The following is a 13153-nucleotide window of genomic DNA, read 5'->3' as shown; positions in this document are numbered from 1 at the left end:
ATGAATAGTTTAGAAGTTATAAATAATGTTTCAGAATTTAAAGAAGGTGAGTTTTGCCTAGCGTTTCATAAAATGATTTTTGAAAATAATGCAAATGCAACCGATAAAAATGTATTAATAAACATGGCTAGACCAGTAAGTTGCTTTAAAATGGCGATAACTATGACTATTGGAGCATTCATACTATATCCAGTTTTATATGCTATTGGCTATTTTTTCTTTTAGTTAAAACTACAATTTTTTAAATAATTTAGCACTTTAAATGGTGCTAAATAATTTTTATTATATGTTCTATTTTATTTTTATCTAGGATTTTTAAACTTCATTTATATTGGGATATTTCACATACTTTAAAAGTTATCTAAAACTTTATGAATTAAAAAAGTAAAATCTATAAATTAATTCTTAAATAATAGTTTGAGATTAGATTGCTAAGAAATTTTTAGAATTATCAAAGACAAATAAATTTAATATTTAAACCTATATTAATTTTGTTTTGATAATATTAGCACTTTTGCAATTTATCTGTGTGAAGAAGTAATATTTGAGTGAATTTTCCACCATTTAAATATTAGTTGGTAATTCGTGATACCTAAAAATGCAGATTGTAAAAAAGTGGAAAGCAAATTATTTTTTAGGAGACAAGATGAAAGTAAGACCATCTGTTAAGAAAATGTGCGACAAATGTAAAGTCGTTATGAGAAAAGGCGTTGTTCGTATTATTTGCGAAAATCCAAAACACAAACAAAGACAAGGATAAGGTATGGCTCGTATTGCAGGTGTTGATTTACCAAAGAAAAAAAGAATTGAATATGGCTTAACTTATATCTATGGTATAGGTTTATTTACTTCACGCAAAATTTTAGCAGCAGTTGGAATAGATCCAAACAAGCGTGTATATGAATTAAGCGAAGATGAAGCAGCAAATATTCGTAAAGAAATCCAAGAACATTATTTAGTTGAGGGTGATTTAAGAAAACAAGTTGCTATGGACATTAAAGCTTTAATGGATTTAGGTTCATATCGTGGTTTAAGACATAGAAAAGGTTTACCAGTGCGTGGTCAAAAAACTAAAACAAATGCTAGAACTCGCAAAGGTAAGAGAAAAACCGTTGGTGCAAAAGCGTAAGGATAGATAATGGCTAAGAGAAAAGTAGTTAAGAAAAAAGTAGTTAAAAAGAATATTGCTAAAGGTGTAGTATATATTAGTGCAACTTTTAACAATACAATGGTAACAGTTACAGATGAAATGGGAAATGCAATTGCATGGAGTAGTGCAGGTGGTTTAGGATTTAAAGGTTCTAAAAAATCAACTCCATTTGCTGCTCAACAAGCGGTTGAAGATGCTTTAAATAAAGCTAAAGAACACGGAATTAAAGAAGTTGGTATTCGTGTTCAAGGTCCTGGTAGCGGTAGAGAAACTGCTGTTAAGAGTGTTGGTGCAGTTGAAGGTATTAAAGTTACTTTCTTAAAAGATATTACACCATTAGCACATAATGGTTGCAGACCACCAAAACGCCGTCGTGTATAATATAAGTATAGGAATATAGGAGAAATAGTATGGCAAGATATACTGGACCAGTAGAGAAAATTGAAAGAAGATTAGGCGTTAGCCTTGCAATGAAGGGTGAAAGAAGACTAGCTGGTAAGAGTGCTTTAGATAAAAGACCTTATGCACCAGGTCAGCATGGTCAAAGAAGAGGTAAAATTAGCGAATACGGCTTACAATTAAGAGAAAAGCAAAAAGCTAAATTTATGTATGGTGTAAGTGAAAAGCAATTTAGAAAATTATTCCAAGAAGCTGCTAGAAAAGATGGAAATACAGGTTCTATTTTAATTCAATTCTTAGAACAAAGACTTGATAATGTTGTTTATAGAATGGGTTTTGCTACAACTCGCCGTTTTGCAAGACAACTTGTAACTCACGGACATATTTTAGTAAATGGTAAAAGAGTAGATGTTCCAAGTTATAGAGTATTACCAGGCGCTAAAATTGAAGTTGTAGAAAAAAGCAAAAACAATCCTCAAATAGTAAGAGCAGTTGAGCTTACAAATCAAACAGGTATTGTTGAGTGGGTTGATGTTGAAAAAGATAAAAAATATGGAATTTTCACAAGAAAACCTGAGAGAGAAGAAGTTGTCATTCCTGTTGAGGAAAGATTCATAGTAGAGCTATACTCTAAGTAATAAGGAGTAGCAAATGAGAAAAGTAGTTACAACAGCTCATATGCCAAATGATTTTACTATTGAAAATATCGGCGAAAATAAAGCACGCATTAGTGCTTGGCCTTTTGAAATTGGTTTTGGCATTACATTAGCACATCCACTGCACAGGCTTTTACGCCTTAGTGCAATTGGCTATGCAGCAACTGCTATTAAAATTGATGGAGTAAGCCATGAATTTGATAGCAAAAGAGGTATGGTAGAAGATATTTCTTTATTTATTATTAATATTAAAAATATGCGTTTTAAAATTAAAAACGAAGATAGTAAAAGAGAAGAAGTAAGCTTTAGCTTTAAAGGGCCAAGAGAAATTAAAGGTAGTGATTTAGCTAATAATGTAATTGAAGTTGTAAATCCTGATAACTACATTGCTACTATAAATGAAGACACTGAATTAGACTTCACATTAATTATTGAAAAAGGTATTGGCTATGTAGCAAGCGAAGATTTAAGAGAAAAAACTGATAGTAGTTTTATAGCTCTTGATGCGTTTTTTACACCAGTTAGAAATGCAAATTATTCAATAGAAAAGGTATTACACGAAGATAATCCTGATTATGAAAAAATTGTATTTGAAATAACAACTGATGGTCAAATTACACCTGAAGATGCGTTTAAAAATGCTTTAGATGCTATGTATCAACAAATGATGGTATTTAATAAAATTGCAACTACAAGTCCTAGATTAATAGGGGAAGAAACAACTGAAGAAATTGATTTATCTCCTTTATTAAAAAGCGTTAAGGAACTTGGTTTAAGCGTAAGAAGTAATAATGGTTTAGAAAAAGCTGGCATTGAATTTATAGGCGAATTAGCTTTAATGAGTGAAAGCGATGTAAATAATTTAAAAAATGTTGGTAAAAAATCAGTGGATGAAATTACTACTGCTATGAAAGAAATAGGCTATCCGATAGGTTCAAATTCTGTAGATGCTTATAAAGATAAACTTATTGAAAAAATAAAAGAAATTAAAGGATAATAAATGAGACACGGACATGGATATAGAAAGCTAGGTCGTACTAGCACTCATCGTGCAGCTTTACTAAAGAATTTAAGCATTGCAATTATCAAAAATGGTAAGATTGAAACAACTTTAGAAAAAGCTAAAGAATTAAGATCATACATTGAAAAACTAATCACTCGTGCAAGAGTTGGAGATTTTAACGCTCATAGAGCAGTATTTGCAGCTTTACAAGACAAAGAATGCACAAATAAATTAGTAAATGAAATAGCTCCAAATTACAAAGAAAGAAATGGTGGCTATACAAGAATTATTAAAACAAGAACTCGCCGTGGTGATGCGGCTACTTTAGCTTATATTGAGCTAGTATAATAATTGAGTGCTTCGGCACTCAAAATATTATGAATAAAATAACACTCCCAAATAATCAAACTTTAGAAAACTATATATTAAACAAAGAACTTTTTACCCTAGCTGATATTTCTCAAAATGCTTATAAATTTTGGAAAAATATAAAATACGCACAATATCCAAATTCTAGAATTGTATTTTTAGATAAAAATACAATAGCTAAAAAATATGAGAATTTAATCCCTAAATGCTCTAATTTAAGTGGATTAGTATTAGCTAGTGCATTTTGTTCTATGAGTAATCTAGCGCCATCACATTTAAATCCAAATAATAATTCAAATCTTTTAAATGTAATAAAATTAGTAGAGATTGCAGGAATAAAATTTATTGATTTAAATGATTTTTTTACAAAGTTAAAAATACCTTTAAATTCTCATATTTATATAGAAAAATGTTGTTATTTTGCACCCGAGCCTTTTGAGAAAAAAATCAAACTCACAAATACTTTATGTTTAGGATATTACTAAGGAGATAAAATGCTTACGAAAATAAGAGATATTTTAAAAATCAATAATGCTGATTTTGCTTTAATACTAACGGCTGATTATCACTTGAGTGAGTATATTCCTGAGTATTTTAAACTTAGAGAATTTATAAGTGGATTTAGCGGTTCTGCTGGTTCGCTTTTAATTAGCCTTGATGATGCAATTTTATTTACTGATGGTAGATATTTTTTACAAGCTGAAAATGAGTTAAAAGATAGCATTAGATTAATCAAAAGTCCTGATTATATAGACTATATTAAAAACAATCTAAGCACTAAAAAGGCTTTAATTGATTTAAAAACCATATCTCAAAATAATTATGAAAAGCTAAAAAACCTTGTTAATATAATAGATTATGATAATTTTTATAAAGATTTTTACGATAAACAACTCCAACAAGAGCCAATCTATAAACAAAACGAAAAATTCATAAGTGATTTAAGTGCTAATAAAATAAAAAAAGTCCAAGATGAATTAAAAAGTAAAAACATTGATTATTGCGTAATCTCAAGCCTTAGCGATATAGCTTATCTTACAAATTATCGTGGAAAAGATGTGGAATTTAACCCAGTATTTTTAAGCTATATGATAATTTCACAAACTAATGCGATTTGTTATATAGAGCCAACAAAGCTTAAAAATATTCAAAAAGATTTAAATATAATTTATAAAAATTATGATGAGTTTTATTCGGATTTATCTAGTTTAAGTGGTAATGTATTGTGTGATTTTGCCAATACAAATGCAAAAATTATTAGCTTAATAAATGCAAATTTAATAAATGAAATCTTGCCTAGCACCATACATAAAGCTTGTAAAAATGATATAGAAATAAAGCACATAAAACAAGCTCATATAATTGATGCTATTGCATTAACTAAGTTTAATTATTACTTAGAAAATACTAATTTAGACTTGGTTGATGAGCTAAAAATTGATGAAGTTCTAACGCAATTTAGACAAGAAAATGAGTATTTTATCAGCAATTCTTTTGATACTATCGCAGCATTTAATGAAAACGCCGCAATAATTCATTATAAAGCAAACGCAAAAACTTCAAAATTACTTAATAAATCAGGCTTATTATTACTTGATAGTGGAGCTCAATATGAGTGCGGCACTACTGATATTACGAGAGTTTTTAAGATAAAAAACGCAAGTTTAGAGCAAATTAGAGATTATACTTTGGTTTTAAAAGCACATATCGCAATATCAAAAACCATAGCACCTGAAAATATAAAAATGCCTTTATTAGATAGTATTGCAAGAAAAGAATTATGGCAATACGGATTTGATTATTTGCACGGCACAGGGCATGGGGTAGGGTATTTTTTAAATGTTCATGAAGGGCCACAAGTTTTATCGTTAAATGCTAATATTAGCGAACATACTAAATTAAAAAGGGGTATGCTAACATCAATTGAGCCAGGTTTGTATCATAATAACAAATACGGAATTAGACTTGAGAATTTAGCAATTAGTAAGCATTGTTTTAGCAGTGAATACGGAGATTTTTTGAGCTTTGATATAGTTACGCTTTATCCTTTTGAGCTTGATTTGATTGATAAAAAATTATTAAATCAAGATGAGATTAATTGGTTAAATGATTATCATAAAAGGGTTTTTGATACCATAAGTGTATTTTTAGATGATGAGTTAAAGCAGTTTTTGGAATTTAAAACGAGAGCATTAAACTAAACTTTAGGAATATTATTTGCTATTAAACAAATAATTAAAGGAGTTTTAATGAAAGTAGAAAATATTGCATTATTTAATGATACTAAAATCAAAAAAAGCAAACAAATATCATCTGAGTTTTTTACAAATGAATTAGCCAAAGTTACGACAAAAACTATATCAAATAATACGCCAACTTTACTAAGCACTTTAAATAATAGTATAAAAAATGAGCTTGATTATAAAAACGAATTAAATAAAGCAAAATCTAGCATTCAGTTTGGCTATAGCGTAGATAATGATGGCTTTATGGGTGCTGATTTTAACAAGGCTTCAGGGTTACCAGATGATTTTAAAATCCACTCAAGCACACTAAAAGAAATAGTTAGATTTAATGAAAAAATGAATGTATATTCGGTGATGAAAGATTCGGGCAAGACATTTAGCAATATTGATTTAGCCGATACTATTAAGCATTATTATGATTTATTTACGCAAATTACTCACAACAATCAAGATTATCCAAGTGGCATTAGCATAGATTTTGGTTATAGCAAGGTTAGCTTTGATTATATAAATGATATTAGCAAATACAAAATCACGAATATTTATAAAAATAACGAAGAATTAGAATATGCTAAAAGCATAAAAGCAGATGGCTTTAGCGTAATAGAGCTTAGTTTCGAGCCAAAAAATATTAGCGTTGATAAAGAACTTGCTTTTAGCCCTGATTTTTCTATGTATAATGAAAAAGAAAAGAAATTCATAGGATTTTTACAAAGCATAAATCCATTTGCAAGTGATAGTGGGACAACAAGGCTAAGCAAAGATGCTTTAAAATATGCTTTAGCTATGCAAGATGATTACAATAATATAAATAAAGATATTAAAAAGCATAAAGATTTATTAAAAATGGCTGATGAGATTAAGCATTTAGGCATTGATGAATTGCTAAAAACTAATACCGAAGTGGCTAAGTTTTTAGACAAAACTAAGGCTTGATTAGACTAAAATCTGCATTAGTTTTGCTTTATTCTCTTGGCTAATTTGGTAACTATCTTTACATTTTTGTAAAGTCATTTTAAGTGTTTTAGCGTCTAATTTGTGCGAGCTTAAAAACGAAATGCCTAATTCAAATTCTTTAGCTAAAACTACTTGAAAATACCAAGCTCTAGCCATATTTATATAATATTCATCACTTTTTATACTAAATATAGCTTTTAACCCATCTTTATAAGCGATAAATTTCATATAACAAATTATCCCAAAACGAATTTTGTATATGTGGTTTTCGCAAATTAATTCATTTGCAAAATCTTTTATATCTTGATTTTTAAAGCTTTTAGGCACTAAAGTATCACAATTAGCCCAATTATCAACGAAATCTAAATAAAGCTTAGTGTATTTTAGTGCTTTTGAGAAGTCTTTTTCATAATTAATCCCATAGGCAATTATTTGTAGATATTCATAAAATTTCTCATCTTTTAAAAACTTATTAAAAAATTCATCAAAGGTATTTTCTTTTTGAAGTTTTTTTGCGTAGTCTTTTAATATATTTGAGCGAACTCCTAAAATTTCATATTTGCTAAAAACTAATTTTTTATGAAATTCTTTATAATTGTTATCAATAAATTTTGTTAAATACTCTTTCAACCTAGCTCCTTTTAAATGCTAATATAAATAATTGGAATTTAAAGATTATATTTTAAATTCTAAAACTAAACTTAAAAAGAAATTACTAATTAACAAATATTTACAAATTTTTATTATTTTCATAGATTTAAAGTTAAATTTTGATAATATTAAAAGATTTTAATTCAAGGAATAATTATGAGAAATAAACTAAGTTTATCTTTATTAACTTGTTTAGCAATCAGCGGGGGGGGGTATTTACACGCTGAAGAATTAAACACTGTATGTAACGACAAGAACCCTTGTAATATTGATGGTAAAACTATAGAAGTTAAAACTCCATACAATACAACTCAAGATATTATTGGTAATGGAGCAACTCTTGATATTACTGGAAGTCTAACTTCTACTGGAAAAGTTGATTTAGTTAATAGTACTTTTAAAAGCAGCAGTGCAAATAGTAAAACTGATGTAGATACTATTATAGGAGATAAGTTAAAATTTAATTTAAGTTCAGCTAACAGCAACTCTTTTAAAGTAAATAATATGATTTTAAAAAATAATTCTACAATAGATGTTGTTGATGGGACACAAGCGATTAAAATAGGTAATTTATCATTAGATAATTCAATTATTAGAAAAAATGGAATAATGGATATTGATGTTTTTGAGTTATCTAATAAATCTAGTTTTACAAATACTTTTCGCAATGCTATTGTTGGTGAATTAAAAATAGATGAAACTTCAACTTTTCATAATTGGCAAGGTGGTTCTACTATAAAAAAAGTTACAAATAATAGCACGAATGGTTCAAATGTTACATTAAAATCTGAGGGTAGTGGTATTACTATAGGAGATTCTTCTAGTAATTTGCAAGGTAATATATCAAAAGTTAATATAGAGGGAACAACTGTTATATTTAGTAATTTAGTGTTAGATAATACTAATAATATAAATGTTAGTGGTAATATAGTTTTGGATAATAAAATTAATATTAATAATATGGATTTATCAAAAACGACTTCCACTCCAACTTCACATAAGATTGTTATAAAAGATGGTGCAAATGTTATAATTACCGATACAAATCTTACTAATCAATCTATAAATGCTAATAGTAAAAGCGATAAAAATGGTTCTTTAACAATTATTGGTGGAATATTCAAAGATGTTAGTATAGGTGGGGCAACGGGAGCTACCAATCTTGCAAATGTTACTTTAGATAAAGTAAATATTGAAAATAGCGGATTAAATAAAGATAACAATATAATAGCTCAAAATGTTACTCTTAATAATATTACAACTTCAAATAATGCAAATATTAATGCAAAAACAAAATTGGATATAAAAAATTCTAAAATAGATAATACAAACAAACTTACAGCAACTAATGCAGAAATAGGAACTTCTACAATAGGTGCAGATATTAATGTAACTAATGAGTTAAAGGCAACAAATGGTGCGAATTTAAACGGCAGTATAACTTCAGGCACTATTATTGCTGAAAATGGTTCTATATTTAATGGGAATACAAAGGCTAATGACAGCATAACTGCTAATAGTGGCTCAAAATTTGTAGGAACTACTACAGCAACTAATAAAATTACTTCAAATGGTGCTACATTTGATGGAGAAGTTACAGCAAAAGATTTAGAAAGTTCTAATAACTCTAAATTTAATAACAATATAATTATTTCAAATTCTATAACTTCAAGTGATACAACATTCGCAAAAAATGTAAGTGCAAATACAATCACTTCTACTAATTCAGTGTTTAACGGCACAACCACTGCAACTGATAGTATAACTGCTAATAGTGGCTCAAAATTTGTAGGGAATGTAAATGCAACTAATAAAATTACTTCAAATGGTGCTACATTTGAAAAAGAAGTAAAAACAGCCTTCTTAGACGCTCAAAAAGGCTCTACATTTGGTGCAAATAGTAATGTAACAGCAACAGATATTAAAGCAACAGGTGCTACATTTAATGGAAGCATAGTTAAAAACAATTCAATCACAGCTGATAGCTCAATTTTTGCTAATGCAATTGATACAGCTACTCTAACAGCTACAAACAATTCAAGCTTTGCAAAAAATGTAAGTGCAAATACAATCACTTCTACTAATTCAGTGTTTAACGGCACAACCACTGCAACTGATAGTATAACTGCTAATAGTGGCTCAAAATTTGTAGGGAATGTAAATGCAACTAACAAAATTACTTCAAATGGTGCTACATTTGATGGGTTGGTAAATACAAAAGATTTAGAAAGTTCTAAAAATTCTATATTTAATAACACTATAACAGCAAGTAATTCAATCACTTCAAGTGATACAACATTTAAAGCTATAGTAAATACAGCTACATTAAATGCTAATTCAAATTCTATATTTGATACCACGAGTACAATAAATGCAACAGATATTAATGCAGTAGGTTCTACATTTAATGGAAGCATAGTTAAGAATAATTCAATTACAGCTGATAGTTCAACATTTGCTAATGCAATTGATACAGCTACTCTAACAGCTAAAAATAATTCAAGCTTTGCAAATGTTACAGCAAATACAATCACTTCTACTAATTCAATTTTTAGCGGTAGTGTAAATGCAAGTAATTCTATAAACTCTACAGGCTCAACCTTTAAAGCTTTAGTAAATACTTCTAGTTTAACTACTGATGCTAATAGTGTTTTTAGTGCTACATCTAAAGTAAATGTAGAGAAATTAACGGCTAATAGCACTAATTTTCAAGGTTTAGTGGATATTAATTGTAAAAATACTGACTGCACTTCAAGTCTTAATAATAGTAAGTTTAATGAATTAAGCGTTACAAATGTAACCATAAGCGATACATTTACAGCACACAAACTAACAGCAAATGATAAAGCTACATTTGAAAAAGATATAAAATCAGATTTTATCACGGCAAATAGCGGTTCAGTATTTAACGGCACAACCACTGCAACTGATAGCATAATTGCAAATGGCGGCTCAACTTTTAATGGTTTTGTATCGGCAAATAATATAACTTCAGAAAAATCAGTATTTAATAAAGAAGTTAATGTAAAAGATACTTTAAAGTCTAATAATTCTAGATTTAATTCTATAGTTAATGCCAATACAATTGAAGCAGTTTTAGATACTACATTCTCTAAAGATTCAAAAGTTAATGCTAGCACTATTAATACGAGTAAATCTATATTTGATGGCGAAGTTGTAGTAAGCAATCTTAACGCACTTAATACAAAATTTAATGGAGCTACTACAATTGATTGTAAGGATAATACAAATTGTAAGTCAGATATTAAAGCTAGTTATTTTAATGATTTGACTTTAAAAAATAATGCAAAAATTACTCTTGATGAGGGAAGTTCGGCAAATAATTTAACATTACTTGATGATACTACTTACCTAGCACTTAATGGCAAATCTCAAATCACAGGCGATATTAAAAATGAAGGTATTATTGAGATAGTTGATGGGACGATTTCATCAAAAATAACAGGTAATGGGGACTTAATCAGTAATAAAGTTGTTTATACAAACGATGTTGAATTGAGTGATATTAAAGGTAGTGGGGGTAAATTTGGTGGAATAACAACTACTACAAATGATGTAAGCGTAGATAATACAACATTTGAAAAAGATTTAAATGTAGGTAAAACTTTATATGCTAATCAAGGAAATCAGTTCAGTGGTAAAGTTAGTGCTACTGATGCAATCTTTAGCCTTGATACAAGTAAATCTATGGAAAAAGGTAATGTAATTACGGCAAATCAAGTTGATATTACTAAGGATTTAAATATAAAAGATTTAAATGTTACAGCAGAAAATATCAAATCAAATTCCGCACGCATTACAAACTCTACTATCAACTCATCAAATATCAATTCTAATTTAGTAAATATTGCAAACTCTACTATTAATTCTAAGCTTTTAGGCAAAGATGATAGCTCAAGTAATGTATATGATGCTAATATACAAAAAGATAGCGGAACTTACACTACGAAACAATCAGAATTAAATGGCGGCGTAAGGGTTGATAAGCTAGATACAACAAATACTCATATAAAAGGTCAAGTAGCAGTAAATACTTTAGTAGCTAATAATTCTAAGTTTTATATTTATGGTGGTGGAATTGATACTTCATTCCACGATATTTATAGTGGAGCTATAATAGTAAGAGAAGCTATAAGTGGTGCTAACAATACAATACAACTTGCGAATACAAACCTTACTATGCTAAAAGATAAAGAAGGTTTTATCCCTATAGCAATAGTTAATAACACTACTAATTCACAAAGAAGTGATGCAAATTCTCAATCAGGAATTAGCAAGGACTTTTTTAAAGTAACTTATCAAACAAAAGTGGCAAATTATGAATTAGCCGATAGATTTACGCATTTTAATCCTAATGCTAAAGGAAATGCTATTTGGAGCATTGGTATTAAAGGCGATGATTTAATAGATGAGAGTAATGTTGATAGTGTTATTTCGGGTCAAGATTTAGGCAATATAGCAAATGGTGCTAATAGCAATAATGTTAATACTTCTAGTTTAGAAGTTGTTTTAGGCGATATGTTTGATTTAATAGATTTTGATAAAGACGCTGTTGGGACGGCTAATTTCATTCTAACAAGCCCTGATTACATAGCAAATACTAAAAACAATACATTAAACAATAGATTAAGATTGGTAAAAAATCAAAAAGTAGGTAATGGATTTTGGCTAGATAATCAAATGGGATATAACAAATACGAATATAGTTCAATTCGTTATAAGAATTTTAATGTTGGTGCTGATAAGACAAATGAACTTAGCAATTCTAATTTAACTTTAGGTGTGGCTGCTAGTTTTGGAACGGCTGAAACTAAAGGAAATGTAAATGCTAATAGCGATTCAAAAGGCATTGGTTTATATGCTATGAATGTATTTAATAATGGAGTGTTTATAGGTGCTAATGCTTTTTACCACAATATATCAAGCTCTTATGAGGCAGATAAATTAGGAATTAAAGCTGATAAAAATCACAATGTTTATACAGCTAGTTTTGAAAGTGGGGTTAGATTTGGGGATAAATATTATTTTGAGCCAAGTTTAAGATATGATTTGACTTCTTATAAGCCGACTGCAATTAGCACAAATGGTCTTAGTATAAGTGGGGATAGCCAATTAAAGCATACTTTATCAGCTAAATTAGAAGGTGGAGTTTCTATGCTAGATAGCCTTGATGGATTTTTATCTGTTGCACTTAGCAAAGAACTAACTAAAAAGCCTGATATGTTGTTAATAGATGAAGTTAAAGAAAATATCATTGAAGGTAAAAAGGGCGATACAAGTGTGAATTTAAATTTTGGTGTAGATTATAAAATCAACCCTAATGCTAGTTTTAATATCAATTTAGGAAGCAATCTTTACACAAATTCTGATAAAGAATTAAAAGGTAGCTTAGGCTTTAGCTATAAATTCTAATGAAGAATTCTAATTCGTAATAACAATTACGAATTAGAATTTATTTTTACTATCACAATTATTTTCTTTTTTATTTGATATAACTAATAAAGATTTTATTGCTTTAAAATATTTTCAATTAATATATTTTTGAGTTTGTTGGTTGGATATTTTTTTATGTAAGCAATTTTTAAATTCTGCTAATTATGTCAAAATGTATATTTTAAACTAAGATATTTTGCCGATAATTTCTAGGAGTAGATATAACTATAAAAGTTATTTTTAGCTTTATATTGGTATTTTAAAGGGT

The 13153-nt window shown here is 28.5% G+C and carries 12 protein-coding genes; 11 read left to right on the top strand and 1 reads right to left on the bottom strand.

Features of this window, described 5'->3' with window-relative positions; translation table 11 throughout:
• The 10 genes from AVBRAN_RS09035 to AVBRAN_RS08990 all read left to right on the top strand — a co-directional run bounded on the left by AVBRAN_RS09035 (position 1) and on the right by AVBRAN_RS08990 (position 6759).
• Complete coding sequence (locus AVBRAN_RS09035) at positions 1-225, top strand: hypothetical protein (RefSeq protein WP_214117769.1); 225 nt, start codon at positions 1-3, stop codon at positions 223-225.
• Between the two features lie 421 nt (positions 226-646).
• A complete protein-coding gene (gene rpmJ / locus AVBRAN_RS09030) occupies positions 647-760 on the top strand; it encodes a 50S ribosomal protein L36 (RefSeq protein WP_214117768.1) in 114 nt (37 codons plus the stop codon).
• A 3-nt stretch (positions 761-763) separates the two neighbouring features.
• Entirely contained in the window at positions 764-1129 is a 366-nt protein-coding gene (gene rpsM, locus AVBRAN_RS09025; RefSeq protein ID WP_214117767.1) for a 30S ribosomal protein S13, read from the top strand.
• 9 nt (positions 1130-1138) lie between these two features.
• Complete coding sequence (rpsK, locus tag AVBRAN_RS09020; protein ID WP_214117766.1) at positions 1139-1531, top strand: 30S ribosomal protein S11; 393 nt, start codon at positions 1139-1141, stop codon at positions 1529-1531.
• 29 nt (positions 1532-1560) lie between these two features.
• Positions 1561-2187: a 30S ribosomal protein S4 gene (gene rpsD, locus AVBRAN_RS09015; protein WP_214117765.1), complete on the top strand. Its 627-nt coding sequence runs from the start codon at positions 1561-1563 to the stop codon at positions 2185-2187.
• A 13-nt stretch (positions 2188-2200) separates the two neighbouring features.
• Positions 2201-3202 (top strand): DNA-directed RNA polymerase subunit alpha, encoded by a 1002-nt coding sequence (locus AVBRAN_RS09010; protein WP_214117764.1) that lies wholly within the window; start codon positions 2201-2203, stop codon positions 3200-3202.
• 3 nt (positions 3203-3205) lie between these two features.
• Positions 3206-3556, top strand: coding sequence for a 50S ribosomal protein L17 (gene rplQ / locus AVBRAN_RS09005; RefSeq protein WP_214117763.1), 351 nt, complete (start codon positions 3206-3208; stop codon positions 3554-3556).
• A gap of 29 nt (positions 3557-3585) precedes the next feature.
• Positions 3586-4062, top strand: a complete 477-nt coding sequence (locus AVBRAN_RS09000) for a cysteine permease (RefSeq protein WP_214117762.1) — start codon at positions 3586-3588, stop codon at positions 4060-4062.
• A 9-nt stretch (positions 4063-4071) separates the two neighbouring features.
• Positions 4072-5778, top strand: a complete 1707-nt coding sequence (locus AVBRAN_RS08995; protein WP_239803078.1) for a M24 family metallopeptidase — start codon at positions 4072-4074, stop codon at positions 5776-5778.
• Positions 5779-5826: 48 nt separating this feature from the next.
• A complete protein-coding gene (locus AVBRAN_RS08990; RefSeq protein WP_239803077.1) occupies positions 5827-6759 on the top strand; it encodes a hypothetical protein in 933 nt (310 codons plus the stop codon).
• Here AVBRAN_RS08990 and AVBRAN_RS08985 read toward each other — a convergent pair whose 3' ends face one another.
• On the bottom strand, positions 6760-7410 hold the full coding sequence (locus tag AVBRAN_RS08985) for a DNA alkylation repair protein (RefSeq protein ID WP_239803076.1): 651 nt from the start codon (positions 7408-7410) through the stop codon (positions 6760-6762). It lies immediately after the preceding gene.
• Positions 7411-7587: 177 nt separating this feature from the next.
• On the opposite strand from AVBRAN_RS08985, the gene AVBRAN_RS08980 reads away from it, so the two are divergent.
• On the top strand, positions 7588-12864 hold the full coding sequence (locus tag AVBRAN_RS08980; protein WP_239803075.1) for a hypothetical protein: 5277 nt from the start codon (positions 7588-7590) through the stop codon (positions 12862-12864).
• The last annotated feature ends 289 nt before the right edge of the window (positions 12865-13153 follow it).

It is taken from the genome of Campylobacter sp. RM12651, from assembly GCF_022369475.1.
In the GTDB taxonomy this organism is placed as follows: Bacteria; Campylobacterota; Campylobacteria; order Campylobacterales; family Campylobacteraceae; genus Campylobacter_E.
This window is presented reverse-complemented; position numbering and strand designations above follow the sequence as displayed.